Annotated in this window: 26 protein-coding genes; 17 read left to right on the forward strand and 9 right to left on the reverse strand. The window is 65.5% G+C overall.

All coding sequences use genetic code 11. From position 1 onward, the window contains the following. Window position 1 precedes the first annotated feature (1 nt). The 14 genes from AC51GR_RS21655 to AC51GR_RS21720 all read left to right on the forward strand — a co-directional run bounded on the left by AC51GR_RS21655 (window position 2) and on the right by AC51GR_RS21720 (window position 15434). The gene (locus AC51GR_RS21655) at window positions 2-919 is read left to right on the forward strand and encodes a TatD family hydrolase (RefSeq protein ID WP_496326712.1); all 918 of its coding nucleotides are present in this window, start codon (window positions 2-4) and stop codon (window positions 917-919) included. 46 nt (window positions 920-965) lie between these two features. Next, window positions 966-2087 (forward strand): resuscitation-promoting factor, encoded by a 1122-nt coding sequence (locus tag AC51GR_RS21660; protein WP_496326713.1) that lies wholly within the window; start codon window positions 966-968, stop codon window positions 2085-2087. A 16-nt stretch (window positions 2088-2103) separates the two neighbouring features. Beyond that, window positions 2104-2991 carry a 16S rRNA (adenine(1518)-N(6)/adenine(1519)-N(6))-dimethyltransferase RsmA gene (gene rsmA / locus AC51GR_RS21665; RefSeq protein ID WP_496326765.1) on the forward strand — a complete coding sequence of 296 codons (888 nt, stop codon included), beginning with the start codon at window positions 2104-2106 and terminating at the stop codon, window positions 2989-2991. A gap of 24 nt (window positions 2992-3015) precedes the next feature. Further along, complete coding sequence (locus tag AC51GR_RS21670; RefSeq protein WP_496326714.1) at window positions 3016-3954, forward strand: 4-(cytidine 5'-diphospho)-2-C-methyl-D-erythritol kinase; 939 nt, start codon at window positions 3016-3018, stop codon at window positions 3952-3954. Next, entirely contained in the window at window positions 3951-5768 is a 1818-nt protein-coding gene (locus tag AC51GR_RS21675; protein ID WP_496326715.1) for an ABC-F family ATP-binding cassette domain-containing protein, read from the forward strand. Before AC51GR_RS21670 ends, AC51GR_RS21675 begins: the two co-directional genes overlap by 4 nt. Before the next feature lie 14 nt (window positions 5769-5782). Further along, window positions 5783-6784, forward strand: coding sequence for an enoyl-CoA hydratase/isomerase family protein (locus tag AC51GR_RS21680; RefSeq protein ID WP_496326716.1), 1002 nt, complete (start codon window positions 5783-5785; stop codon window positions 6782-6784). A 104-nt stretch (window positions 6785-6888) separates the two neighbouring features. Beyond that, window positions 6889-7032, forward strand: coding sequence for a hypothetical protein (locus AC51GR_RS21685; protein ID WP_496326717.1), 144 nt, complete (start codon window positions 6889-6891; stop codon window positions 7030-7032). 31 nt (window positions 7033-7063) lie between these two features. After that, entirely contained in the window at window positions 7064-7351 is a 288-nt protein-coding gene (locus tag AC51GR_RS21690; RefSeq protein WP_496326718.1) for a hypothetical protein, read from the forward strand. A 505-nt stretch (window positions 7352-7856) separates the two neighbouring features. Next, window positions 7857-8504, forward strand: a complete 648-nt coding sequence (locus AC51GR_RS21695) for a transglycosylase SLT domain-containing protein (protein ID WP_496326719.1) — start codon at window positions 7857-7859, stop codon at window positions 8502-8504. 792 nt (window positions 8505-9296) lie between these two features. Further along, window positions 9297-9911: a transglycosylase SLT domain-containing protein gene (locus tag AC51GR_RS21700; protein WP_496326720.1), complete on the forward strand. Its 615-nt coding sequence runs from the start codon at window positions 9297-9299 to the stop codon at window positions 9909-9911. A 213-nt stretch (window positions 9912-10124) separates the two neighbouring features. Continuing rightward, the gene (locus tag AC51GR_RS21705) at window positions 10125-10763 is read left to right on the forward strand and encodes a TetR/AcrR family transcriptional regulator (RefSeq protein ID WP_496326721.1); all 639 of its coding nucleotides are present in this window, start codon (window positions 10125-10127) and stop codon (window positions 10761-10763) included. Between the two features lie 44 nt (window positions 10764-10807). Then, a complete protein-coding gene (locus AC51GR_RS21710; protein WP_496326766.1) occupies window positions 10808-12052 on the forward strand; it encodes an alanine racemase in 1245 nt (414 codons plus the stop codon). After that, window positions 12049-13371: a D-arabinono-1,4-lactone oxidase gene (locus tag AC51GR_RS21715; protein WP_496326722.1), complete on the forward strand. Its 1323-nt coding sequence runs from the start codon at window positions 12049-12051 to the stop codon at window positions 13369-13371. The genes AC51GR_RS21710 and AC51GR_RS21715 overlap by 4 nt, the downstream gene beginning before the upstream one ends. An 11-nt stretch (window positions 13372-13382) precedes the next feature. After that, a complete protein-coding gene (locus AC51GR_RS21720) occupies window positions 13383-15434 on the forward strand; it encodes a neutral/alkaline ceramidase (RefSeq protein ID WP_496326723.1) in 2052 nt (683 codons plus the stop codon). 31 nt (window positions 15435-15465) lie between these two features. On the opposite strand, the gene AC51GR_RS21725 is transcribed toward AC51GR_RS21720, so the two are convergent. Together AC51GR_RS21725 and AC51GR_RS21730 are read right to left on the reverse strand one after the other, a co-directional pair. Further along, on the reverse strand, window positions 15466-16104 hold the full coding sequence (locus AC51GR_RS21725) for a hypothetical protein (protein ID WP_496326724.1): 639 nt from the start codon (window positions 16102-16104) through the stop codon (window positions 15466-15468). Continuing rightward, window positions 16104-17753, reverse strand: coding sequence for a peptide chain release factor 3 (locus AC51GR_RS21730; protein WP_496326725.1), 1650 nt, complete (start codon window positions 17751-17753; stop codon window positions 16104-16106). The genes AC51GR_RS21725 and AC51GR_RS21730 overlap by 1 nt, the downstream gene beginning before the upstream one ends. Before the next feature lie 25 nt (window positions 17754-17778). Between AC51GR_RS21730 and AC51GR_RS21735 the strand changes: the two genes are divergently transcribed. Continuing rightward, on the forward strand, window positions 17779-17943 hold the full coding sequence (locus AC51GR_RS21735; RefSeq protein WP_496326726.1) for a hypothetical protein: 165 nt from the start codon (window positions 17779-17781) through the stop codon (window positions 17941-17943). Window positions 17944-17993: 50 nt separating this feature from the next. Here the strand turns inward: AC51GR_RS21735 and AC51GR_RS21740 are convergent, their stop codons facing one another. The 3 genes from AC51GR_RS21740 to AC51GR_RS21750 form a co-directional block, all read right to left on the reverse strand. After that, entirely contained in the window at window positions 17994-19010 is a 1017-nt protein-coding gene (locus AC51GR_RS21740) for a beta-ketoacyl-ACP synthase III (RefSeq protein WP_496326727.1), read from the reverse strand. 97 nt (window positions 19011-19107) lie between these two features. Then, window positions 19108-19683: an aminoacyl-tRNA hydrolase gene (gene pth, locus AC51GR_RS21745; protein ID WP_496326728.1), complete on the reverse strand. Its 576-nt coding sequence runs from the start codon at window positions 19681-19683 to the stop codon at window positions 19108-19110. Then, entirely contained in the window at window positions 19680-20285 is a 606-nt protein-coding gene (locus AC51GR_RS21750; protein WP_496326729.1) for a TetR/AcrR family transcriptional regulator, read from the reverse strand. The genes pth and AC51GR_RS21750 overlap by 4 nt, the downstream gene beginning before the upstream one ends. Before the next feature lie 82 nt (window positions 20286-20367). On the opposite strand from AC51GR_RS21750, the gene AC51GR_RS21755 reads away from it, so the two are divergent. After that, window positions 20368-21357, forward strand: coding sequence for a DMT family transporter (locus AC51GR_RS21755; protein WP_496326730.1), 990 nt, complete (start codon window positions 20368-20370; stop codon window positions 21355-21357). 3 nt (window positions 21358-21360) lie between these two features. On the opposite strand, the gene AC51GR_RS21760 is transcribed toward AC51GR_RS21755, so the two are convergent. Continuing rightward, a complete protein-coding gene (locus AC51GR_RS21760) occupies window positions 21361-21981 on the reverse strand; it encodes a 50S ribosomal protein L25/general stress protein Ctc (protein WP_496326731.1) in 621 nt (206 codons plus the stop codon). Between the two features lie 226 nt (window positions 21982-22207). Here AC51GR_RS21760 and AC51GR_RS21765 point away from each other — a divergent pair, with 226 nt between their 5' ends. Continuing rightward, complete coding sequence (locus AC51GR_RS21765) at window positions 22208-22690, forward strand: limonene-1,2-epoxide hydrolase family protein (RefSeq protein WP_496326732.1); 483 nt, start codon at window positions 22208-22210, stop codon at window positions 22688-22690. A gap of 82 nt (window positions 22691-22772) precedes the next feature. Here AC51GR_RS21765 and arsC read toward each other — a convergent pair whose 3' ends face one another. From arsC to glmU, 3 genes are read right to left on the reverse strand one after another with little or no spacing between them, the layout of a single operon-like run. Beyond that, the gene (arsC, locus tag AC51GR_RS21770; protein WP_496326733.1) at window positions 22773-23114 is read right to left on the reverse strand and encodes an arsenate reductase (glutaredoxin); all 342 of its coding nucleotides are present in this window, start codon (window positions 23112-23114) and stop codon (window positions 22773-22775) included. Between the two features lie 13 nt (window positions 23115-23127). Then, window positions 23128-24108, reverse strand: a complete 981-nt coding sequence (locus AC51GR_RS21775; protein WP_496326734.1) for a ribose-phosphate diphosphokinase — start codon at window positions 24106-24108, stop codon at window positions 23128-23130. After that, window positions 24105-25601, reverse strand: coding sequence for a bifunctional UDP-N-acetylglucosamine diphosphorylase/glucosamine-1-phosphate N-acetyltransferase GlmU (gene glmU / locus AC51GR_RS21780; protein ID WP_496326735.1), 1497 nt, complete (start codon window positions 25599-25601; stop codon window positions 24105-24107). The genes AC51GR_RS21775 and glmU overlap by 4 nt, the downstream gene beginning before the upstream one ends. Window positions 25602-25745: the final 144 nt, after the last annotated feature.

Here is a 25745-nt window from a genome sequence, read left to right on the forward strand (position 1 = left end):
CATGACCGATCAGACGACGCCGGGACCCATCGCGCCGGACACGAGCAACGGCCAGGAGAAGAGCAACAAGGAACTCAAGAAGGAGCGGCGGCGCACCCCGCCGCCGGATCCGGAGCCGTTGCCCCCGCTGATCGACGCCCACACCCACCTGGCCGCCTGTGGCGGGCGGGATGCCGAATCGGTGCGGCAGATTCTCGACCGTGCCGAGGCGGTGGGTGTTCTTGCCGTGGTCACCGTCGCCGACGACATCGTCGATGCCCGCTGGGCCGTGGACGCGGCGCGGTGGGATTCGCGGGCGTACGCCGCCGTGGCGTTGCACCCGACCCATGCGCACGAACTCGACGACGCCACCAAGGCCGAACTCGAACAGATGCTGACCGACCCGCGGGTCGTCTCGGTGGGGGAGACCGGCCTGGACTACTACTGGCCGGGCAAGTCGGACGACTGCGCGACCGTCCCACAGCAGCATGAGGCGTTCGCCTGGCATATCGATCTCGCGAAACGCGTCGGCAAGCCGCTGATGATCCACAACCGCGAGGCCGATCGCGACCTGCTCGATGTGCTCGAACGCGAGGGTGCGCCGCAGACGGTGATCATGCACTGCTTCTCCGGGGACGAACGCGTCGCCGCGGAGTGTGTCGAGCGCGGGTATCTGCTCAGTTTTGCCGGGACGGTGAGTTTCAAGAACTCCACCACCTTGCAGGCCGCCGCCGCTCTGGTGCCCGACGATCAGCTCCTGATCGAGACCGATGCGCCGTTCCTGACACCCCACCCGTATCGAGGCCAACCGAACCAGTCGTACGTCCTGCCCTACACCGCGCGGGCGCTGGCGGAGGTGCGGGGGCAGGAGCCAGCGGGGCTCGCCCGAGCTGTTACCCAAAATGCGATCCGCGCATACGGATTGGACCTGCAGGTTTAGCGATAGCTTTGCACAACGCACACCATCTCGTTATCTTGTTGTGATCATGTCTGTGCTTGCTCGTATCAACGAATCGACCTCCCGCACCCCACGCATCGCAATCGCGCTACTGCTCGCAGTACTCGTCGCAGGCGGTGTGATGGGGATCGTCGCCCACAAAAGCGTGACGATCGACGTCGACGGCGAGGTGGTCAGCGTCGCCACCATGCGTAGCTCGGTCGACGCCATCCTGGACGAACAGGGTTACGACCCGGCCGACGGCGACCTGGTGTTGCCGGCACCCGACGACCGGGTGGGCGATGGCGAGACCATCACCCTGCACCGGCTCAAGACCCTGACGGTCAACGTCGACGGTCAGCCCCGTGAGGTCAAGACCACCGCCACCACGGTCCAGCAGGCGCTCGCGCAGATCGACCTCGACTCGGCGGCCAATGACATCGAAGGTCCCATCACCGAGCATCTGCCGGTGTCCGGTGGCACCGTGAACGTGGTGCTTCCCAAGAAGGTCAAGCTCACCGACGGGACGCACACCTCGACGCCGCAGATCGCCGCGAAGACCGTCGCCGAACTGCTCCATGACACGGGCAACCCGCTGACGCCGACCGATCAGGTCACACCGGCCGCCGACGCGCCGGTGACCAACGACATGGACATCACCGTCACCCGGATCCGCACCGAGACCGTGACAGTGACCGAACCGGTCGCACCGCCGGAGAACAAGGTCGACGACCCCGAACTGACCACCGGCCGTACCGAGGTCAAGAACCCGGGACAGCCCGGCTCCGCCGAGGTCACCTATGAGGTGACCACCGTCAACGGCAAAGAGACCGAGAAGGTGAAGCTCGATTCCGTGGTGAAGGTCGAACCGAAGCCGGCCACCGTGGCGGTCGGCACCAAGCCGGGTGCGCCGTACGTGCCGCCGGGCTCGGTCTGGGACCGGCTGGCGCAGTGTGAGGCGACCGGCAACTGGTCCATCAACAACGGCAACGGTTTCTACGGTGGCGTGCAGTTCGACCAGAACACCTGGGACCGCTGGGGTGGCCAGGAATACGCGCCGCGCGCCGACCTCGCGACCCGCGAGGAACAGATCGCAATTGCAACCAAGACCCAGGCCGCGCAAGGATGGGGCGCATGGCCTTCTTGCTCGTCCAAACTCGGACTTCGTTGATCTCACCGCAGCACGCCTGCCCTCGTGGGCGGACGCTGCGCTGAGTAACGTACCCGCGCTGCTCGGTCCGGCGGAGATCCGTGAACTCGCCGCCGAACTCGACATCCGCCCCACCAAGACCCTCGGCCAGAACTTCGTGCATGACGCCAACACGGTGCGGCGCATCGTGACGGCCTCCGGGATCGGTCCGGACGATGTGGTGGTCGAGGTCGGCCCCGGACTCGGCTCGCTGACCCTGGGACTGCTCGCGGTGGCCAAAGAAGTGATCGCCGTCGAGATCGATCCCCGGCTCGCCGGCCGGCTGCCCGCGACCGTCGCCGAGCGTGCGCCCGACCAGGCCGATGCGCTGACCGTGGTCACCAAGGACGCCTTGCGGGTGACCGCGGAGGACCTGCCGACCGCGCCGACCGCGCTGGTGGCGAACCTGCCCTACAACGTCGCCGTGCCGGTGTTGTTGCACCTGATGTCGGAGTTCCCCAGTATCCGCACGGCATTGGTGATGGTGCAGCTCGAGGTCGCCCAGCGGCTGGCTGCCGGTCCCGGCGGGCGCGTCTACGGGGTTCCCAGCGTCAAGGCACGGTTCTTCGGGGAGGTCTCCCAGGCCGGCTCGGTGGGGCGGCATGTGTTCTGGCCCGAACCCAAGGTCGAGTCCGGTCTGGTCCGGATCAGCCGGTACGCCGAACCGCGCTGGCCGGTCGACGAGGCCCATCGCCGACGCGTCTTCTCGGTGATCGATGCGGCTTTTGCCCAGCGGCGCAAGATGTTACGTGCGGCGCTGTCCGGTCTGGCCGGTTCATCCCCGGCGGCCGAGGAGCTGCTGACCGCCGCCGGTATCGACCCCACCCTCCGGGGTGAGCGCCTGGCCATCGACGACTACGTGGCGCTCGCCGCGCAGCTCGATTAGCCGGGCCGCATAGACTTGGCGATCGTGTTGTCTGTTGTCCCACGTCCCGTCACGGTTCGGGTACCCGCAAAGGTGAATCTGCACCTGGGCGTCGGTCTGCCCCGCCGTGATGGCTATCACGAATTGACGACCGTGTTCCAGGCGCTGTCACTGTCGGACACCGTCACGGTGGCCCCGGCCGACAACCTCTCGATCGTTGTCACCGGAGACAGCGCCGCCGAGGTCCCGGTCGACTCGACCAACCTGGCGTGGCGGGCCGCCGAGTTGATGTCGCGGGCGGCCGGCCGGCCGCCCGAGGTGACGATCACGATCAACAAGGGCATCCCGGTCGCCGGGGGTATGGCCGGTGGTTCGGCCGATGCCGCCGGCACACTGCTGGCGCTGTCCCGGCTGTGGCGCCTGGAGATCGACCGCGCCACCATGACATCCCTCGCCGCCGAATTGGGAAGCGACGTACCGTTTTCCCTGCGCGGTGGCACCGCGCTCGGCACCGGCCGCGGCGAGAAGCTCAACACCGTCCTGTCCCGCGGTGAGTACCACTGGGTGCTGGCCGTCGCCAAAGAAGGTCTGAGCACCGCGCAGGTGTACCGCGAACTGGACCGGTTGCGCGAGACGAACGAGTCCGCCGACGACACCGGCACCTATACCGAATCTCCCGACGAGCTCCTGCAGGCGCTCGCATCGGGTGACCCACAGAGAGTTGCAACATTGCTACACAACGACATGCAACCGGCAGCGCTGTCCATGCGCCCGGCTCTGCGCCGAACACTGCGCGCCGGCGTCGACGCCGGAGCCCTCTCCGGAATCATCTCCGGGTCGGGACCGACGTGCGCGTTCCTGTGCGCCGATGAGGCCGCCGCGGTGGCCACCGCGGCCGAGTTGTCCGGCGCGGGTGTGTGTCGCGCGGTCCGTACCGCCTCCGGCCCGGTCGGCGGCGCACGAGTGATCGAGGCAGCACTGTGACCGCACCAGGAAAACGTCAGGGCACCAACCTGATCTCCGTCGAGAAGATCAGCAAGTCGTTCGGCATCAAGCCGCTGCTCGAATCGGTCAGTCTCGGCGTCCAGGAGGGCGACCGCATCGGAGTGGTCGGGCTCAACGGCGGCGGCAAGACGACGATGCTCGAGATCCTGGCCGGGATCGAGCCGCCCGACGAGGGCCGCGTGGCCCGCGCCACCGGGTTGCGGATGGCGGTGGTGACCCAGCGTGGACACCTTCCTCCCGAGCAGACCATCGGGCAGATCGTTCTCGGACCACTCGGGGTCGCCGAACACGAATGGGCCGGCGATGCCCGCATCCGGTCGGTCCTGGCCGGTATCGGCATCGGCGAATTGGGGCTCGATACCCTCGTCACCGACCTGTCCGGTGGACAGCGGCGCCGGGTGGCGCTGGCGGCCGCGCTGGTGCAAGATCTGGATCTGCTGATCCTGGACGAGCCCACCAACCACCTCGACCTCGAGGGCATCGCCTGGCTCGGTCAGCATCTGGTCAACCGGCGCAGCGCGCTCGTCGTGGTGACCCACGACCGCTGGTTCCTCGACACGGTCGCGACCACCACCTGGGAAGTGCAGAACGGCAAGGTCGAGAGCTATGAAGGTGGCTACAACGACTGGGTCTATGCTCGCGCGGAACGGACCCGGCTCTCCGATGTCGCCGAAGAACGTCGACAGAACCTGGCGCGTAAAGAACTTGCCTGGCTCCGTCGTGGGCCGCCGGCCAGGACGTCCAAGCCGAAGTACCGGATCCAGGCTGCCGAGAAGCTGATCGCCGATGTGCCACCGCCGCGGGATTCGGTGGCGCTGGCCAGTTTCGCCAAACGACGTCTGGGCAAGGTGGTCATCGAACTCGAGGACGCCAAGCTCACCACCCCCGACGGCCGCGTGCTGATCGACGACCTGACCTGGCGTCTGGCGCCGGGCGAGCGCATCGGTCTCGTCGGTGTCAACGGCTCGGGCAAGTCGACACTGCTACGGACCCTGGCCGGTGAATTGCCGCCGGCCGCCGGTCGTCGCATCGAAGGGCAGACGGTCTCGATCGGCTGGCTGCGTCAGGAACTCGACGACCTACCGGTCGACATGCGGGTGATCGAGGCCGTCGAAGATGTTGCCGGACATATCGAATTGGGCGGCAAGGACGTCTCGGCCGGGCAGCTGGCCGAGCGTCTGGGATTCAGTCCGGCCCGGCAGCGCACACCGGTCGGCGACCTCTCCGGTGGTGAGCGTCGACGGCTGCAGCTCACGCGCGTGTTGATGGCACAACCGAACGTGCTGTTGCTCGACGAGCCCACCAACGACCTCGACATCGACACACTGCAGCAACTCGAGGATCTTCTCGACAACTGGGCGGGCACGCTGGTGGTGATCAGTCACGACCGTTTCCTGATCGAGCGGATCTGTGAGAGCACCTGGGCTCTGTTCGGTGACGGCAAACTCACCAACCTGCCCGGTGGCATCGAGCAGTATCTGACGAAACTCTCCAACGGTCCGGCCGCTGCCTCGGCCGTTCAGTCGTCGGGACCGGCCAAGGCTGCCGCTTCGGCCGGCGGCGGTCCCGCCAAAGGCTCTGGCGCTGAGCGTGACATGGAGAAGGCTCTCAAGAAGGTCGAACGTCAGGTGCAGCGTCTGGTCAAACAGGAGGCCGAGTTGCACAACAAGCTCGCCGACGCGGCCACCTCACCGGATCAGCTGATTGCCCTGGGCATCGAACTGAAATCTGTGGTGGCGCAACGTGAAGCGGCTGAAGAGTCGTGGATGGAACTCGCCGAAGCAATCGGCTGACAAGGAGATCATCGGTGTCGTTCATCCGTACGCAGGTCGGCAATGGTGTCGGCGAGATCGTCTTGGATCGCCCCAAGGCCCTCAACGCGCTGGATCAGACGATGGTCGACGACATGTTCAGGGTCCTGTCGGATTGGGCGGACAATCCCGAGATCGAGACGGTCCTGGTCACCTCGTCGAACGATCGGGCGTTCTGTGCCGGCGGTGACATCCGGGCGATCCGGGATGCGGTGCTGGCCGAGGACTTCGCCGCCGTGACAAGGTATTTCAGCGCGGAGTACGAACTCGATCAGCTGGTGGCGGATTTTCCGAAGCCCTATGTGGCATTGATCGACGGACCCGCGCTCGGCGGTGGTCTGGGCATCAGCGTGCACGGTGAGATCCGGGTGGTCAGCGAGAAGGCGATGATCGCGATGCCGGAAACGGCAATCGGATTCATGCCCGATGTCGGTTCGACATATTTTCTGCCGCGGCTGCCGGCGGGTGTGGGGCTGTGGATGGGATTGACCGGCGCGCGTGTGCACGGGGCGGATGCGGTGGCCGTCGGCCTGGCGACCCACTATGTTCCCAGTGCCAAGTTCGGTGACCTCGCCGATGACATCCGGTCGGGAATGTCACTGTCGCAGGCATTGTCGGGCCGGACCGAAAAGGTCTCCACGACGGAACTGCCGCTGGCGAAGATCGCCGAGTACTTCAGTGATGATCCGGTCGCGGCGATCGTCGGCGGCCTGCGCGGCGCCGTCGGTGATGACTGGGCAGCGCAGACCGTCGCCCAACTCGACGCCGCATCACCGACAAGCCTGGTGGTGACCGCTGCATTGATCGAACTCGGTGGGCGTTCGACGCTCGACGAATGTCTCGAGCGCGAGCTACATGCCGCCGAGCAGATCACCCGGACACCTGACTTCGCCGAGGGCGTACGGGCGGTTCTGGTCGACAAGGACCGGAATCCGACGTTCAGTCCGGCCGCGTTGGCCGACGTGGACCTCGAGGTCGTCACCCGCATCATCGGCTGACACCGCGCCGATCCTTCGGCGATCAACGAAGTGATCCGGCTCTAGTGTCGAGTGATGACCGCACACACCGATCTGGTCCTCGAACCAGTGATCGAGGTGCCGTGATGTTCGATATCGAGATCGCGGCGCCGCACGGCGCCGACTCCCTCGCCCGAATCGGCCGCACGCTCGGGGACGCGGGTGTTGGGCTCGAAGGCGGCATCGTGGTCGTTCCTGCTACGACCACCTGGCCGGAGACCTCGGCTTGAGAATCGCCGCGTGTTGATCCGTTCCGGAGTTGTGACCGAACTGGTAATCGGGCAGCCTTCACATCCGCCGGAGCCGTTCCCGCGCGGACCTGTCGCGGCAGCGTTCGGCATCCGGCCTCCGGTGGGCTCGCGCCCGTGGGCCATGGGCTGTTTGGACTGGACCGGTCGACGTGCTCATGCCGCCGGTCAGGTCGGCGTACAAGTCCTCGGTGCGCTGGAGTCCCAGGGTTGGGTCACGCGCCGACCGAACCGCCGGGCTGTTCGCGTCACCGACGTCGGCGAGGCAGGCCTTCGAGAACTCGAATCGGCGCTCGACTGATCCGCTCCGTAACGTTTTGGCGTCTTCGGGCGTGTCGTAGTCGAATATCCTTGTGAAACTCCTCACGGTGGGGTATAGGGACAAAACCGCAGCGTAGACGGTATTTTTGCATACGTCGGCGGGCGCAAAAAGTACTTTGCAGGCCTTGTCAGGCCGCTTTTTACTGGACTTTTTCGGGTTCGTATACCAATCTGTTATCAACCAGTTACGCAGATGCAACGTCTGCAGGACGAGAAGGTTGGTGATCATGCGGCTTCATCCCGCATGCGCAATCCGAGGTCTCGCTGGGCACCTGGAGGCTGAGACCGCCACCCGGGCCGTGTAGCGAGTCTCGTCTGGACCCTGACCAGACGGATCGGATGCGACATGCGCCGGGGCGCCAGCGCCCCTGGTTTCACAAATCCATCGACAGCAATGACCCACATCGCCGCGAGTGTGACCGCACCTGGCGAGGTTGTCTGCTGCCCGCCGTCAGTCGGCCGAATCAAATCTAGGAATCAGTTACATGTTCGCTTTTTCGAAGTTGCTCCAGGATGCCCGGAGCGGCGCATCGCACACGCACGCCCGCTACGTCGGTGGCGCCGCCACGCTGGCGATTGCCGCCACGCTCACGGCCGGGGCGTTCATCACCGATGAGCCCGCCAGCGCCGACACGGCCGCGGTCACGAAGTCTGCCACCGAAACGGCCGTCGTCGAGACGACGACCGAGACCGAGACCGAAGCCGCGGTCGCCGCCCCGGTCGAGCCCGCAGTCGTGGAGCCCGTACCTGCTGCCGCCGAGCCCGCACCCGAGCCAGTTGCGGCGCCGGAGCCACCCCCGGCCCCGGTTTACGAGAACAACCTCGACGGCTGGATCCGTCAGTCACTCGACATCCTGTCCGCGAATAACATCCCGGCGAGCTACGACGGGATCATGCGCAACATCATGCGTGAATCGACCGGTAACCCGGCCGCCATCAACCTGTGGGACTCGAATGCCGCGGCCGGCATCCCGTCCAAGGGCCTGCTTCAGGTGATCGACCCGACCTACGCGGCCTACCACGTCGAGGGCACCGTGTTCGACATCTGGGATCCGGTCTCGAACATCGTCGCCGCCTGCAACTATGCAGCGCACAAGTACGGCTCGATGGACAACGTCAACGGCGCATACTGAGGCCGGCTGACGGGTCCGCCGTCCCTCTGAGCAGTAACCCCCCAGCGCTCCGCCTGTACGAAGACTCTCCGCAATTCCTGTGGAGGGCCCGTACAGACGGGGCGTTCGTGGTTTCTGAGGTAGCGCGTTCGGTCGACGGGACCAGGCTCACAGTCCCCGCACCCGTTCATTGTGCGGCGATCATCGTCCAGATCGACCTGTGAGACGCGGATTCAGTCGGTCGCGGAACTATAACCATTGCGCGGCATTGTGGGCTTTTCATACCCGTATGTCGTCAATTAATCATGTGAGACCTGTCACGAGGGTGTTTCGGCGAATTCGCAACGCACACCGCTTTTTAGGGAACACAAGGGCCGCAGAAGGTGCTTCGCAGACCTGACTTGACGAGTCTTTCTCAGGTATTTCTCAGGTGTGGATACCAATCTGTTATCGGAGCGAAACGCAGACGTAATATCTGCCGCACGAGAAGGATGAATAGCCATGCCCATGCGCCTCGCATGCGCAATCCGGGGTCCTGCCACGGCCATCGGGGCTCACATCGCCACGTGGTCGCCGCCGTGATCCTCGGCCGTACCCGGTAGTCGGTTGGCTCGATTGCGCTATGCGCCCGGGACACCAACGTCCCCTGTTTAACAAACCGATCGACAGCGTTGGCCGACATCACCGTGAGTGCCACTGCGTTCTGGAGGCCTTCTGCTGCCTGCCGAATCACACCAGGAACCCGGTTAAATGTTTGATCTATCTAAGTTTTATATATCGAAGTTTAATATCTCTAGGTTTGATATCTCGACGTTGGTCCGGCGTGCCCGGGTCGGCGCATCACGTTCACGCGTCCGCTACGTCGGTGGCGTCGTCACGGTGGCGATCGCGGCGACGCTTGTCACCGGGGCGATCGTCACCGACGAACCGGCCGGCGCCGACCAACCCGTCGCGGCGGCCAGGACTGCTGCCGAGGCCGCGATCGCAGCGCCGACCGAGACCGAGGCGCCTGCTGCTGCCGAGGCCCCGGTGGAGGAGGGGTCGGTGGTCGAGGAGCCGGCCCCTGATGCGGTTGTCGCCCCGGAAGCGCCGCCGGCCCCGGTGTACGAGGACAACCTCGATGGCTGGATCCGTGAGGCACTCGACATCCTGGCCGCACACAACATCCCGGCGAGTTATGACGGGATCATGCGCAACATCATGCGTGAGTCGACCGGTAATCCGCAGGCCATCAATCTCTGGGACTCGAACGCCGCGGCCGGTATCCCGTCCAAGGGCCTGCTGCAGGTGATCGACCCGACCTACGCCGCCTACCACGTGGAGGGCACCGTGTACGACATCTGGGATCCGGTCTCCAATATCGTCGCTGCCTGCAACTATGCGGCCGACAAGTACGGTTCGATCGACAACGTCTACGGCCCTTACTGAGCCTCCGGGATGGCTCTGACCCCTCCGGGCCGTAGTGGATTACCCTCATCGCTCTGCCTGTACGAATCTTCTCCGCAATTCATGTGGAGGGCCCCGTGCAGGCGGGGCGTTCATGGTTTCTGCGGTAGCGCGTTCGGTCGTATTCGCCTACCCTCGCACGCAACAGTGGGTCGTTTGACCCACATCGGGCAGGCGGGGGACTGCGTGGCACGGATGTCTGTGGAGGTGCGGCGTGACCTGCTGGTGCGCGCTGCGTTCCGGGTCATCGCCGATCATGGGGTGGAGGCCGCGACGACCCGCCGGATCAGTGCGGAGGCGCGGATGTCGCTGGCCAGCTTCCACTACGCGTTCGAGTCGCGGGATGAGCTGCTCGCCGAGCTGGTTGCGCGGGGCACCTCCGACGAACTGGCAACGCTCACCGCACCGCTGGGCCCGCCGGACACCGCGGGGGCGCTCGACACGGATGACTGGAAGTTGCCGGACGACATCGGCGCGCTGATCAGGGCCGGTCTGATGTCGTACCTGGAGAGCGTCGTCGCCGATCCCGGCCGGGAAGCGGCGATGATCACGCTCGGCCAGTACGCCCGACGAACCGACGGCCTCGAACACTTCGCCACCCGCCTGTACACCCGGTACTACGAAATCGCTCAGGTGTCACTGGAGGCCGCGGCCACCGCGATGGGCGCCACCTGGGCCACTGATCCGGAGTATCTGGCGCCGCTGGTGGTGGCCGCCACAGACGGTCTGACACTGGCCTATCTCAACACCGGCGATCGTGAGGTCGCCGAACGCATCATCGACGCGACCGTTGCCGCCCTCCTGGGCCACCTGACAGATCCGTCCGCCTCATGAACGTCGACGTGAACATTCCTGACCTGGATCTGGCCACCTCGACCATGCGGCCCGATTGGCCGTGGGCGGCCGATCCGGAATCGTATTGGGGTGCAATAGATTCAGCGGTCCGGGATCGCGGTGACCCGGATGGTCCGATTGCGGTGCTGGAGCTGACGGCACTGCGGCACAATCTGGCCGATCTGCGGTCGCGGGCCGCGGGGGTGCCCATCCGCGTCGCCTCCAAGTCGCTGCGGATCAGGTCGGTGATCGAGCAGATCCTGGCGGTGGACGGATTCGCCGGTGTGCTCGCATACGATGTGGCCGAAGCGCATTGGCTGGCGACAGCCGGTGACGTCGCCGATGTACTCGTCGGATATCCCAGTAGTGGTCGGCATGCGATCGCACGCCTGGCGGCCGACCCGGTCGCCGCGCAGCGGGTCACCCTGCTGGTCGATTCGGTGGCCCAGCTCGACCTCATCGAAGCGGCCAGAACTCGCTCGGGCCTGCCCGGAGCCGCCGGCCCGCTGCGGATCGCCATCGACCTCGACGCCTCGTACAGAGCACCCTTGCTCGGACATGTCGGCGTGCGCAGGTCCCCGATCCGGACGGTCGCCGAGGCGGTCGACCTGGCCTCCGAGATCGTCAACCGCTCCGGGATGACGTTGGTCGGCCTGATGTCGTACGAGGCGCAGGTGGCCGGTGTCGGCAACGAGATCGTCGGGAAGCGGTTGCGTAACAACCTCATCTGCGACATGCAGCGCCGTTCGATGGAGGAGCTGGTCGGCCGCCGAGGTGAGGTCGTCGCCGCGATCAGGCAGATCACCGACCTCGAGTTCGTGAACGCCGGTGGTACCGGTTCGATAGAAGTCACCGCCGCCGATCTGTCGGTGACCGATATCGCCGCCGGAAGCGGCTTCTTCGGTGGGCACCTGTTCGACACCTATGCCCATTTCAAACCCGCGCCGGCGATGGCGTTCGGTCTGTCGGTGGTCCGGATCCCCAGCCGCAGCATGGTGACCTGCCTCGGTGGGGGATGGATCGCGTCGGGTTCGCCGGGGCAAGACCGGCTTCCGCTGCCGGTCTGGCCTCCCGGTCTGAGCTATCTGCCTCGGGAGGCCGCCGGCGAGGTGCAGACGCCGCTGCGTGGTAAGTCTGCGCAGACGCTGTCGGTGGGAGACTGGGTGTGGTTGCGGCACACCAAGTCCGGTGAACTCAGTGAACATGTGAACACGGTTTTGGTGGTCGACCACGGCGTGGTCATCGGCGAGATGCCGACGTACCGCGGCGAAGGGAAGTCGTTTCTGTGAGCGGGCCCCTGGTCTGGCGCAATTGGGGCGGTACAGAATCGGCGATTCCCGAACGGGTTGTCCGGCCCTGCGGTCGCGACGAGATCGCCGCGGTGGTCGCGCAGGCCCGCGCGGACGGGTCGACGGTCAAGCCGGTCGGGTCGGGTCACAGCTTCAGCGCGATCGCGGTGGCACCGGGCATTCAGCTGGACCTGTCGGCGATGTGCGGTCTGGTCGCTGTGGACACCGAATCGATGCAGGTGACCCTGCAGGCCGGGACAACACTGCAGCAGATCCCGGGACTACTGGCGCCACACGGGTTGGCCATGGCGAACCTCGGAGACGTCGATGCGCAGACGATCTCTGGCGCCACCTCCACCGGAACACACGGAACGGGGGTGCGATTCGGCGGCATCAGTACCCAGATCGTCGGGTTGACGTTGGTGACAGGTACCGGGGACGTGCGCACGCTGGGTTCCGATGAGCCGCGGTTGTTGTCCGCCGCAGCACTCGGTCTCGGCGCGCTGGGTGTGATCACCGAGATCACGCTGCAGTGCGTTCCGGCGTTCGCCCTGCAGGCAACCGAACGGCCGGAACCGGTGGACAAGGTCCTCGAGTCATTTCTGGACACCGTCGAAACACATGATCATCACGAGTTCTTCTGGTTTCCGCATACCGGATATGCGCTGACCAAGACGAACACCCGGATGCCGATCGACACCCCGCGGTCAGGTCCTGGGAAGCTGCGGCGCTATGTCGACGACGATCTGGTCAGCAATCACCTGTTCGGGGCCATGTGCGCGCTCGGTGCCAGGTTCCCCGCGGTGGTGCCGAAGTTCAATTCCCTGGCCGGCAACGTCCTGTCGGCGCGCACGTACACCGATACCTCGACCGCGGTGTTCGTCTCGGCGCGCAACGTCAGGTTCCGGGAGATGGAATATGCGATACCGCTCGAGCGGGTTCCGCAGGCACTCGGCGAGATTCGCCGAGTGATCGAGGCCCGCGGCTACCGGGTCAGCTTCCCGGTCGAGGTGCGCGCGGCGGCCGCCGACGATCTGATGTTGTCCACCGCGTCCGGGCGCAAGAGTGGCTACATCGCCGTCCACCGCTATCACGGCGACCTGCAGGACCGGTACTTCGACGACGTCGAACAGATCATGGTCGCCCACGGTGGTCGGCCGCACTGGGGGAAGATGCACACGCAGAGCAGTGCATATCTCCGCTCGGTCTATCCGAGGTTTGATGAATTCCTTTCGGTGCGAGAAGAACTCGACCCGGGTGGTGTCTTCGTGAACCCGTACCTGGAGTCGGTGCTCGGATCGGTGATCAACAGCGAATAGGGGCGGATTGTATGAATGGTGTTGGACCACAACTGTCGAGGCGTCAGATGCTCGGCACCATGGCGGCGGGCACGGTGGTCGCGGGGGCGGGCAGTGCTTTCGGCGCGGTCGGTGCCGGTTCGGCCGGAGCCGATCCGGCCGGCGGGTATCTGGTCGGGGCCGGGCGGGCCGACATGACCGGCGCCGTGGCCGGACAGGGCATGATGGGTTATTCGCAACCGGCGCAGGTCGCCGAAGGTCTGCACATGCGTTACTGGTCAAGGGCTTACATCATCGTCGACAACGCGACGGGTAACCGGGTCGTCTTTGTCACCGCCGATTCGGCCTGTCTGTTCGAATCGATCCATTTCGGGGTGCTGGCGAAGCTGAGGTCACGATTCGGTCCGCTCTACACAGAGTCGAACGTCAATCTCAATGCCACCCACAATCACAACTCGTGCGGTGGGACGGCGTGGGACTACGCCTACTCCCTCGCGGCGTTCGGATTCAAGAAGAACTCATACCAGGCCGAGGTTGACGGTATCTACGATTCGATCTGCCGAGCCCATGATTCGCTGGCGCCGGGGTCGATCAGCCTGGGCCGCGGTGAACTCCACAACGCCAGCGCGCAACGGTCCCGGACGGCCTTCGACCTCAACCCCGACCCCGAAAAGCGTGTGTTCCCCGACGGCATCGATCCGGCGGTCACGGTGCTCCGGCTCAGCCAGGGCGGCAACGACATCGGCGTCATCACCTGGTTCTCCACCCATGGCACGTCGATGGCCGATCACAACAAGTTGATCACCGTCGACAACAAGGGATACGCCAGTCATCGGTGGGAGCACGATGATCCGGGTGTGGTCGCGGCGTTTCCCCAGACCAACGCCGGCGACATGACACCCAACCTGAATCTGGTGCCGTTCTCGCCGTCCGGTCCCACCAAGGACAACCGGGCCAACTGCGCGATCATCGGTGAACGGCAGTATCAAGCCGGCCGGCAGGCGTATTCCGCCGCGTCCGGAATGACAAGGTCCGGTGTCGAATCGGTGATCCAGTACGTGGATTTCTCCGATGTCGCCATCGACGGTTCGTACACGCCCGACGGCAAACCCGCCCGAACCTCCCCGGCGATGATGGGGGCCGGTGCGGTGGCCACGAGCACCGAGGACAACTACGAGCAACCGTTGCCGTTCTTCTATGAGGGCCAGGTCAATCCGCTGGTCGCGGCGGTCGGTGGCCTCGACGCCCCGATCTCACCGTGGATTCGGGATGTGCAGGCGCCCAAACTGATCGCTGCACCGCTGGGGTTGCTCCCGCCGGCGCCGTGGATTCCGCAGGTGATGCCGATCCAGATCATGCGGATCGGTGATCTGGTACTGGCCGCGGCGCCGGCGGAGTTCACGATCGTCTCGGGCCTACGGGTCCGGCAGATCGTCGCCGTTGCGCTACGGGTTTCGCTCGACGATGTTCTGCTGCAGGGTTATGCCAACGGATACAGCCAATACGTGACCACGCCCGAAGAGTATGTGGCGCAACACTATGAAGGCGGTGAGACACAGTTCGGCCGGTGGACGCTGCCGGCGTACATGCAGAGTTTCGACAAATTGGCCGGTGCGCTGGCCGCCGGTATACCACCGCCGCGTGGTCCGGCGCCGCTGAACAAGTCGGGATTTCAGCCGGATCTGGTGCCGGCGCCGCCGCCGGACGCGCCGGTGGCCGGCCGCAGGTACGGGGATGTGCTCAAGGCGCCGAAGTCCGGATATCGTGCGGGCCAGACGGTGTCGGTCGAGTTTGTCGGGGCGCATCCGAACAACAACCTGCGCCGCGCCGACACCTACACGGTGGTCGAGCAGTGGATCGACGGGACCTGGCAGCGAGTATTCGATGACAACGCGTGGTCGACGGAACTGCGGTGGTCGCGGCCACCGGCAAGTCTCGACGCCTCCGTGATCACCGTCCTGTGGAACACGAACGCGGGAACAACGGGCCGGTACCGGATCCGGTACCAGGGGGACCATCGCACCGGTGACGGAAAGGTCCACGGCTTCACGGGCACCTCCCCGGCGTTCGACGTCACGGCCTGAGTTGTGACGATCGTTCCGTGGCTCGGAGTTGTCACGGCTCGGTGGCGAACCAACCCGTGATCGAGGCGATGGGCAGAGGCGCTGACGTCGACGGTTCGGTTGCGGGGTCGTCCAGTGGCGCAAGGGGATTGCCGAACACCGCGGTGGCGGTGGGGCAGGAGAACGAGCCGGCGACACCGGCGCTCGACAGCGCGGTGAGATCCATGCTGCAACCCTCGCCCTGATAGGTGGTTCCACCGATCGACACGGCCACCTTGGCGACGACCTTGGTGCGCTGGGTGAGGTCGCCGACGGCCATGTCGATGGTCACGCCATCCGAACCCGGACCCTTGAACAGGAACAGCAGACTGTCGATGGGCACGGCCGGGTCGGCGTTGCCCCACCGTGGATAGCTGTGGCAGCGGGCGTCCCGACCCGGCGCCGTCACCGAGACCGTGGCCGAGCCCGAATCGAAGGCAAACCCTTCCAAGGTGTGATCGACGGGACCGCGGGGCGAGGACTCCTGGCACCGCGCCGCCGCCACTTCGGCGCTCACCGTGTGCGATGCGGCCGACGCCGGGGTCGATGATGTCGCGGTGGCATCGGCGGGTCGGGACCCGTCACTGCAGCCGGACAGGATCGCGGCGGCGGTGACGAGTCCGGCGGCCAGGACGGAAGCCGACCGTGGCATCAATCTGCCGCCGCCACCAACGGTTCCAGGGTGAGGTCGGCGTGTTCCTTCTCGATGTACTGCAGGCGCCACTTGTCGCTGACGAGCGCGAGCAGCGCACCGTCGCTACGGGTGAAGACCTCGACGCCGCGCTGGCGGTTCAGTTCGTCGACGCTGGTCTCGTCGGTACGGCGCGCCAGCGTGTACGGCAGCGGCTCGAAGCGTGCCTCGATACCGAACTCGGTCTTCATCCGGGCCGCGACGACCTCGAACTGCATGGGTCCGACGGCCGCGAGTACCGGAGCCGCGTCGCCGCGGATCTCGTTGCGCAGGACCTGGACCACACCTTCGGAATCGAGTTGGTCGATCGCCTTGCGGAACTGCTTGTACTTGCCTGCCGACTCGGCCCGGCACACCGAGAAGTGTTCGGGCGCGAACGACGGGATCGGCGGGAACTGCACCTTGACGTCGGTGTACAGGGTGTCGCCGGGTGCCAGCGCCATCGCGTTGACCAGTCCGACGACATCACCGGGGTAGGCGGTATCGACCGTCGAGCGGTCGCGGCCGAACACGGCCTGGGCGTACTTGGTGGCGAAGGGTTTACCGGTCTGGGCGTGGGTGACGACCATTCCGCGGTCGAACACGCCGGACACAATGCGCATGTACGCCAGGCGATCTCGGTGCGACGAGTCCATGCCGGCCTGCACCTTGAAGACGACGGCGCTGAACGGATCGGTGACCTCGCGGACGGTGCCGTCGATCGCTGCGCGACCCTGGGGCGGGGGAGCGAGCTCGACCAGGGCCTGAAGTAGCTGCCGCACACCGAAGTTGAGCATCGCGGAGGCGAAGATCATCGGTGAGGTCTGTCCGGCCAGGAACAGCTCCTGGTCGTGGTCCTGGCCCATCTCGGAGAGCAGTTCGCTCTCCTCGACGGCGGTCGCCCACTCTTCGCCCTCCTTGGCCAGCGCGGCGTCGGCGTCCAGAAGCTCTTCGGGGGCGATGGTGGCGCCGCCCGCGGTCCGGGTGAAATGGATGTACTCGCCGGTGCGCCGGTCGAGCAGGCCACGGAAATCTCCGGCGATACCGACCGGGAAGTACAGGGGCGTGGGGGTCAGGCCGATGCGCTCGGTGATCTCGTCGATGAGTTCGAGCGGGGTCTGGCCCGGGCGGTCCCATTTGTTGATGATGGTGATGATCGGGATACCGCGGTGGCGACAGACCTGGAAGAGCTTGAGTGTCTGCGGCTCGAGGCCCTTGGCGGCGTCGATCAACATGACCGCGGCGTCGACGGCCGTCAGGACGCGGTAGGTGTCCTCGGAGAAGTCGGCGTGACCGGGGGTGTCGACCAGGTTGATCACGTTCACCTCGTCCACGTCGCCACCTTCGAGGCGATAGTTGAACTGCAGTGCCGTCGAGCTCACGGAGATACCGCGCTGCTTTTCCATCTCCATCCAGTCGGAGACGGTGGAGCGGCGGCCGGCCTTGCCGTGGATGGCACCGGCCTCACTGATCATCCGGGCATGCAGCGCCAGCGCCTCGGTCATCGTCGACTTACCGGCGTCGGGGTGGGAGATGATCGCGAAAGTGCGGCGACGCGCCACCTCGCGGGCCAAAGCGGCCCGACTGGTTGCAGAACCGGTACCGGACGACGTGCTGACTTCAGAACTCACGAGGAAAGGCTACAGACCTCGCCCTATGCAGGACCAATCGCACATCCCCGCCACCCCCGTCGAGCGTGCCGAACCGACCGTCGAGCGTGCCGAACCGACCGTCGAGCGTGCCGAACCGACCGTCGAGCGTGCCGAACCTCGCTTGGTGCCGGGATCGACGTGCATTTTCGGCCCGGTCGACGGTGATTAATGCACGGTCGACGGTGTTATGGGCACGGTCGACGGGGGTGAGGTGGGGGACTACTCGAAGGGGACGGGCGGGAGTTTGACCACCTGGGCGGCGTAGCTCAGGCCGGCGCCGTAGCCGAGCAGCAGTGCGGTGTCACCGGGCTTGGCCTTACCGGTGGAGAGCAGGTCTTCCATCGCCAGCGGGATCGAGGCAGCAGAGGTGTTACCGGTGTGCTCGATGTCGTTGGCGACCACGGCACCCTCGCGCAGTTTGAGGCCGCGCGCGAGCAGCTCATTGATCCGAGAGTTGGCCTGGTGCGGTACGAACACGTCGAGTTCTTGTGCGTCGATCTTGGCGGCCTCGAGGGCGCGTTGGGCGACCTTGCCCATCTCGAACGCGGCCCAGCGGAACACGCTGGTGCCCTCCATGCGCAGGTACGGTCGCTGTTTGCGGTCGCCTTCGAGGAAGGTCAGCCAGTCGATGTCCTGGCGGATGGCGTCGTACTGCGAACCGTCGCTGCCCCAGACCACCGGGCCGACGCCCTGTTCTTTGGTGGCGCCCAGCACGACTGCACCGGCTCCGTCGCCGAAGATGAAACAGTTGCCGCGGTCGGTCATGTCCAGAGCCACGGACAGCTGCTCGGAGCCGATCACCAGGACAGTCGAGGCGCTGCCGCTGCGGATCATGTCTGCGCCGATGCCCATGGCGTACCCGAAGCCGGCGCAGCCGACGGTCACGTCGAAGGCCGGGACGCCGTTGGCACCGAGGGCCGTGGCGACCGCGGTGGCCGCGCCCGGGGTGAGCAGCAGGTGGGTGTTGGTGGCCACGATCACCGCGTCGATGTCGGACCCGCTCAGCAGCGCGTTGGCAATGGCCTTACGGCCCGAGTCGATGGACATCGTGGTGACGGATTCGTCGGGCGCGCAGAAGCGACGGCTCTTGATTCCGGTGCGGGTGTAGATCCACTCATCGCTGGAATCGATGTGTTCGCAGATCTCCTCGTTGGTGACCACCCGAGCAGGTCGGTAGGCGCCGATGCCGAGAATCCCGACGTTGTTGATTCCGGTCTGGTCAGCGATGACTGGCATTCGATTCCTCTTCTCAGTGCGGGCTTGATCTGTGTTTCGGCCGCAGGTGGTGCTCACAACAGGCTAGTTCAAACCCAGGTCGACGACGGAGGTCGCCTCACCAGGCGTGGACGCGGTTCTGTGCGTCTTCCAGGCTGTACTCAATCAGCAACTCGATCGCGTCGGTGGCATTTTCAAGCAGGAGGGGTACTTCGGCGCGTTCGGTGCTGGAGAACGGTTTGAGAACGAAGTCGGCGGGATCTTGCCGCCCGGGAGGACGACCGACACCCAGACGTACGCGCAGGTAATCCTTGGTTCCCAGGGCCTGCGAGATCGACCGCAACCCGTTGTGACCACCCTCGCCGCCACCGCGTTTGAGCCGGACCGCACCGAAGTCGATGTCGAGCTCGTCGTGGACCACGATCAGCGATTGTGGTGGTGCCGAATAAAAGGCGGCCAGCGGGCCGACCTGGCGTCCGGATTCGTTCATGAAGCAGGTGGGCTTGGCCAGGACCACCGGTTTTCCGGCCAGACGGCCGACGGCCACGGCCGCACCGGACTTCTTGTGGACCTTGAACTTCTCACCGAGCTTGCCGGCCAGATGGTCGATGGCCATCGCGCCCACATTGTGGCGCGTCTTCTCATAGCGGCTGCCGGGATTGCCCAGCCCGACAATCACGATGGGATCTGTCACCGGGCCATTCTGTCATCCGGTGTCAGAAGGACCTCGGCGGTCCGGCGTGCCAGCGCCGAGGCATCGCTCTGGGCGCCCGCGGTCCGGGCGACGATGCTGCCCTCATGGAGCAGTGTCAGTTGTCCGGCCAGGACGTCCGGCTCGGCGTAACCCCCTGCGGTGCAGATGTATTCGAACAGACCCCGCACCCATGACTTCTCCTCGACGATCACCGCTACGCCGGGATGCTCGGTGCCGCCGAGTTCGGCATAGGCGTTGATGAAGCCGCAGCCGCGGACCCAGTTGTCCATCCACTGATCGGTCGCGTCGAACACCGCGAGTGCCTGGTCGCGGCCGGGGGACTGTTCGGCGATGACATCGAGCACCAGGGACCGCCACCGCAGACTCCGGCGACGGAGATACGCGACGATGAGCCCGTCCTTGGACCCGAATCGGTCATAGATCGTCTTCTTGGTGGTACCGGCGGCCTCCGCGATCGATTCGACCCCGACCGCGTGGATTCCGCGGCCATAGAACAGCGTCCCGGCGGCGGTGAGAATACGGTCGGCGGCCGGTGTCATCGGCGGCTCGATCGGCAGCTGTAGTGCGGCGACGGTGGTCATGGGGTGTCTCCGATCCCGGTCCGGCAGCGATCTGGGCGAAACTACACTGCAAGTATACCGACCGGTGTGTTTACCTAGCCGCATGGTTAAAGCGTCCATCCTGTTGGTCCTCACGTGGAGCTCCGGGTACCTCGGTGCCGAGCTCGGCGCCAGGTACTCGTCGTGGCACATGCTGCTCGCCTGCCGGTTCTTGGTCGCAGGGGTGCTGCTCGTCGGGTTCTGTGTCGTCATGAACCGGACTTACCGGAGACGAAGCGAAGCGGAGGTCAATCCGTGGCGGGTGACGCCCAGGGGGATGGCTCGGCAGGCCGGCCTGGGTGTGGTGATGCAGGGCATGTATCTCAGTGCGATCTGCGCGGCCGTCCAGGCCGGTCTCAGTGCCGGGATCACCGCCCTGATCTGTTCGCTGCAGCCGTTGGTGGTCGCGGCCTGTGCATTCCCGCTTCTCGGAGAGCGGATCGGTCGACGGGAGTGGGGTGGTCTCGTCGTCGGCATAGCGGGCGTGGGGTTGGTTGTCGGGGGGAAGCTGAACACGGGCGGCGCGCCGTGGTGGGCTTTTCTGCTGTGCGTCTTCGGGATGTTGGCGCTGTCCGGGGGAACGCTGGCGCAACGAATACTGAAAGCGCCCGAGCCGATGGCGGTGGCGCTGGCCGTTCAGTGCACGGTGGGCGCGGTCATGTTCTGGTCTGTGAATGTGGTTGCGGGCGAGCTGGTTCCGCCGGTCACCGTCGAGTTCGCCGGGTCGGTCATCTGGGTCGTCGCACTGTCGACGTTCGGCGGCTGGGGTGCCTACATGTGGGTGAACCGACAGGCCGGGCCGGTGCTGTCGAGCACTTTGCTGCTGCTGGTTCCGCCGACGACTATGTTGATCGGCTGGCCGATGTTCGGTGACGCATTCGGACACTGGGAGGTCACCGGAGTGGCGGTCAGCGCGCTGGGCGTGGCGATCAAACTGCTCGGGGCCAGCGGCAATCGGGAGGCGGGCGAAAAAACTCCGGCCCGCAACACCGAAGTGTGCGGGCCGGAGAAGGTGCAGACAGCGTCAGGGCTGTCGCAGACCGGGCGGGAGTGATCCCTACTCTTCCGGAGCTGCTTCGGCGGCTGCTTCCGCGGCATCCTCGGCGTCGGTCGTGGTGTCGGCGGTCTGCGACTCGTTGACGGCAACGATCAGCGTCTCGGGGTCGGAGATCAGCGTGACACCCTCGGGCAGTTCGATGTCGCCGGCGGTGATGGTGCTGCCGGCGCCGAGGCCCTCGACGGAGATGGTGAGGTGCTCGGGGATCGACAGTGCGTCGGCCTCGATCTCGATGCTGCTGGCATCGTTGGTGACCAGGCTGCCGGGGATGGCGTCGCCTTCGACGACGATCGCGACCTCGACCTGGACCTTTTCGCCCTTGCGGACGACGACGAAGTCGGTGTGCTCGATGTAGTTGCGGATCGGGTGAACGTCGACCTGCTTGGGCAGGGCCAGCTGCAGTTCGCCGTCGATGTCGAGCTCGATGATGGCGTTGAGGCCGTTGTTACGCAGGATGGCTGCGAACTCGCGGGCCGGGACGCTCAGGTGCTTGGGGTCGGTGCCGTGGCCGTACAGAACGGCGGGGACGTTGCCGGCGCGACGTGCGCGACGAGCGGCACCCTTGCCTTTTTCGGTGCGGATGGTGACAGCAAGCTTGCTGGCGGTATTGGCGGTTGCCATGAGATGACTCCTCGTTCGGGTACTGGGATTCGGGCCCGACAAGAAACCGAGACAGCCACAGTGCACCCTGGAGGGAGAACCACGCCGCGCCGATTACGGTGACCACCGATCACCCTCGCCGAGACAACGGCGCAAACTATACCGTAGCTGCCGCAAAATCCCACTTCGCCGCTTCTACCAGCGGTTTCTCGGCACCTTCGAGACTGTTGGCGTAGCCTCGGGCGGCATGACGGGGAACACAGAAACAGAGATCACGCAGGCGGGGAACGTTCCGGTGGCAACCACGCCGTCGGACACGGTCCGTAATTTTCTCGACGCGATGGCACTGGCCGACTCCGTGGGCGCGTTGGAGTTGGTCCATCCGGACATCGAATACGCGAATGTCGGTTACACCTTCACGCGTGGAAAGAAACCGATCGCCGGATTGTTCCGGGCGATGGAGAAGACGCACCTGGGTTTCGGCGTGAAGTTGGTCAACATCTCATCCGACGGGTCGGTGGTGCTGACCGAGCGGGTCGACGAACTCTCGCTCGGCAGATTCCGGATGCAGTTCTGGGTCTGCGGCCGGTTCGAGGTCGAGGCCGGTCTGATCACGGTGTGGCGTGACTACTTCGACTTCGTCGACACGACGAAGGCGCTCGTGCGCGGACTGGTGGGAATCGCGATTCCGCGGATCCAGAAGCCGTTGCCGAAACCGGCGCAACCGTAGTCCGACACAAATCGGCCCCGTGGTTCGGTGTGGAGGGACGTATGCCCTCGACACCGAACCACGGGGCCGATTGTGGATTGCCTCAGAGGATCTCGTCGACGGACTCGACCGGCCGGGTCAGGCGGGTGCCCTTGTCGGTCACCACGAATGGTCGCTCGATCAAGATCGGGTTCGCGACCATCGCGTCGAGGAGCTGATCGTCGGTGGCGCCGGCGAGGTCGAGTTCTTTGTACAGCGACTCGCGCTTGCGGACCGCTGCGGAGACCTCGATACCGGCGTCTGAGATCAACTTCTCGAGTTCGGCCCGCGTCGGCGGCTCCTCGAGGTACTTCACGATGGTGGGTTCAACCCCGGCGTCACGCAGGTGCTGCAACGTCTTCCGTGACGTCGAACACTTGGGATTGTGGTAGATCGTAGCCGCCATCGCGTGTGTACTCCTATGCGTTTCCGTTGAAAAGACTTGTCACCGAGCCGTTTTCGAAGACCTCGCGGATTGTACGTCCCAGCAGGGGGGCGATGGATAGCACGGTCAGGTTGTCGAACTGCTTCTCGGGCCCGATCGGCAGGGTGTCGGTGGCGATGACCTCGCGGGCGCCACAGTTGGCCAGCCGCTCGGCGGCCGGATCGGAGAAGACGCCGTGGGTGGTGGCGATGACAACGTCGCCCGCACCGGCATCCTTGAGGACCTGGACCGCGCCTGCGATGGTGCCGCCGGTGTCGATCATGTCGTCGATCAGCACGCAGGTGCGGCCTGCGACGTCACCGACAACCCGGTTCGACTTCACCTGGTTCGGCACCAGCGGATCGCGGGTCTTGTGGATGAACGCCAGTGGTGCGCCGTCAAATGAGTCGGCCCACTTCTCGGCAACGCGCACACGACCGGAGTCCGGCGAGACGATGGTGATGTTGGCGGTGCCGTACTTGCCCTTGACGTACTCGGACAGCTGGCCCTGGGCGTGCATGTGGTCGACGGGTCCGTCGAAGAAGCCCTGGATCTGGTCGGTGTGCAGGTCGACGGTGATGATGCGGTCGGCGCCTGCGGTCTTCAGGAGGTCGGCCACCAGGCGGGCGGAGATGGGCTCGCGGCCGCGGTGCTTCTTGTCCTGGCGGGCGTAGGGGTAGAACGGCAGGATCGCTGTGATGCGCTTGGCCGATCCGCGCTTGAGCGCGTCGATCATGATCAGCTGTTCCATCAGGTGCTGGTTGAGGGGGAACGGGCAGCTCTGCAGGACAAACGCGTCGGAGCCACGCACCGACTTCTCGAAGCGAACGAAGATCTCACCGTTGGCGAAGTCGCGGGCGGTTTGGGGGGTCACCTCGATGTCGAGCTCTTTGGCGACCGCTTCGGCCAGCTCGGGATGTGCACGACCAGAGAACAGCATGAGGTTCTTCTGATTGTGGGTGTTCGTCCAGGTCACAGCGAGTCACTTTCTTGTTGCACGTTCTCGGTGGCGGAGAGTGCATCGGCAGCAGCTTGTGCCGATGGCGTACCAGGCCGCTTGGCCTGCACCCAACCGTCGATATTTCTCTGTTTCCCACCTGAGACCGCCAGGGCTCCAGGGGGCACATCCTGCGTCAAGACGGTACCTGCTCCGGTGTAGACGCCATCACCGACATTGAGAGGGGCGACGAACATGGTGTCCGAACCGGTTCGGCAATGTGCCCCAATTGTGGTATGGCTCTTGTTCACGCCGTCGTAGTTCACGAAAACGCTCGATGCGCCGATGTTGGTGCCCTCGCCGATGGTCGCGTCGCCGACATATGTCAGATGCGGCACCTTGGCGCCCTCGCCGATGTTCGCGTTCTTCGTTTCGACAAACGTCCCGATCTTGCCTGCCTCACCGAGAACCGAGCCCGGTCGCAGGTATGCGAAAGGTCCGACCTGCGTGTTCGCGCCGATGATCGATTCCGACGCGTGGGTTCGGATGATCGATGCGCCGGCGCCCACGGTGACGTCGGACAGTGTGGTGTCCGGTCCGATCTGTGCGCCGGTGGCCACGCTTGTCTGCCCGTGCAATTGGGTTCCGGGCGCGATGGTCACGTCGGGCTCGATCGTCACGTCGACATCGACCCAGGTGGTGGCCGGGTCGATGATCGTGACGCCGCCGAGCATGTGCCCGGCCAGGACGCGCCGGTTCAGTTCGGCGCCGAGGTTTGCCAGCTGCAGCCGGTCGTTGCAGCCGGCAACCAGGGCGGCGTCCTCGATGTGCTTGGCGCGCACCACTTTTGAATGCCGGTTGGCGATTTCGATGACGTCGGTCAGATACAGCTCGTGCTGGGCGTTGTCGGGGGACAGTTCGGCCAGGGCGCCGCGCAAGGTGGCGGCGTCGAACGCGTAGACACCGGAGTTGACCTCGGTGATGCGGCGTTGCTGTTCGGTCGCGTCCTTCTGCTCGACGATGGCGGTGACGGCGCCGTCCTGGGTGCGCAGAACGCGCCCATATCCGGTCGGATCGGGTGCGGTCGACGTGAGAACTGTCACTGAGGCGGCAGGCTCGGCGGTGTGGCCGGCGATGAGATCGCCGAGCGTCGGGCCGTCGAGGAGCGGGACGTCGGCGGCGGTGACGAGCACGGTGCCGTCGAAGTCGTCGGGCAGTGCGCCGAGTCCGGCCCGCACGGCGTCGCCCGTGCCGTTCTGTTGCTCCTGGACGGCGATGTGGATGTCGCGGCCGAGGGTGGCGGCGAGTTCGTCGCAGGCGGAGCCGACCTTTTCGCGGTCGTGACCGACGACGACAACAAGGTGATCGGGCTCGATACCGGATGCGGCATGCAACGCATGCGAGAGCAGCGAACGCCCACCGATCGCGTGCAGGACCTTCGGGGTGGCCGACTTCATGCGGGTGCCGGCGCCCGCGGCGAGGACCATCACGGCGGTTGGCCGCTGGGCCGAGCGCGCGGATTTCGGTGCCATGGACATAGGACTCCCTTGGCGGTTGGTATCGGGGAACGGCCCGATCCTACGCACCTTTCGGAGGCGCTTGATACAACTGGTGAACCATCGGCAGGGTGTTCGGACCGTTGTTGTGGGTCACCTGGCGATCGTCATCGGTAGTTC

The organism is Williamsia sp. z71 (assembly GCF_059553375.1).

Bases quoted from the DNA above. Each gene is read 5' to 3' on its own strand.
- arsC (WP_496326733.1), bottom strand. From the start codon at position 23,114: ATGGCGGCTACGATCTACCACAATCCCAAGTGTTCGACGTCACGGAAG.
- AC51GR_RS21695 (WP_496326719.1), top strand. From the start codon at position 7,857: ATGTTCGCTTTTTCGAAGTTGCTCCAGGATGCCCGGAGCGGCGCATCG.
- AC51GR_RS21725 (WP_496326724.1), bottom strand. From the start codon at position 16,104: ATGCCACGGTCGGCTTCCGTCCTGGCCGCCGGACTCGTCACCGCCGCC.
- AC51GR_RS21660 (WP_496326713.1), top strand. From the start codon at position 966: ATGTCTGTGCTTGCTCGTATCAACGAATCGACCTCCCGCACCCCACGC.
- AC51GR_RS21710 (WP_496326766.1), top strand. From the start codon at position 10,808: ATGCGGCCCGATTGGCCGTGGGCGGCCGATCCGGAATCGTATTGGGGT.
- AC51GR_RS21720 (WP_496326723.1), top strand. From the start codon at position 13,383: ATGAATGGTGTTGGACCACAACTGTCGAGGCGTCAGATGCTCGGCACC.
- AC51GR_RS21655 (WP_496326712.1), top strand. From the start codon at position 2: ATGACCGATCAGACGACGCCGGGACCCATCGCGCCGGACACGAGCAAC.
- AC51GR_RS21735 (WP_496326726.1), top strand. From the start codon at position 17,779: ATGCAGGACCAATCGCACATCCCCGCCACCCCCGTCGAGCGTGCCGAA.
- AC51GR_RS21685 (WP_496326717.1), top strand. From the start codon at position 6,889: ATGTTCGATATCGAGATCGCGGCGCCGCACGGCGCCGACTCCCTCGCC.
- AC51GR_RS21755 (WP_496326730.1), top strand. From the start codon at position 20,368: ATGGTTAAAGCGTCCATCCTGTTGGTCCTCACGTGGAGCTCCGGGTAC.
- AC51GR_RS21705 (WP_496326721.1), top strand. From the start codon at position 10,125: ATGTCTGTGGAGGTGCGGCGTGACCTGCTGGTGCGCGCTGCGTTCCGG.
- AC51GR_RS21740 (WP_496326727.1), bottom strand. From the start codon at position 19,010: ATGCCAGTCATCGCTGACCAGACCGGAATCAACAACGTCGGGATTCTC.
- AC51GR_RS21750 (WP_496326729.1), bottom strand. From the start codon at position 20,285: ATGACCACCGTCGCCGCACTACAGCTGCCGATCGAGCCGCCGATGACA.
- glmU (WP_496326735.1), bottom strand. From the start codon at position 25,601: ATGGCACCGAAATCCGCGCGCTCGGCCCAGCGGCCAACCGCCGTGATG.
- AC51GR_RS21765 (WP_496326732.1), top strand. From the start codon at position 22,208: ATGACGGGGAACACAGAAACAGAGATCACGCAGGCGGGGAACGTTCCG.
- AC51GR_RS21760 (WP_496326731.1), bottom strand. From the start codon at position 21,981: ATGGCAACCGCCAATACCGCCAGCAAGCTTGCTGTCACCATCCGCACC.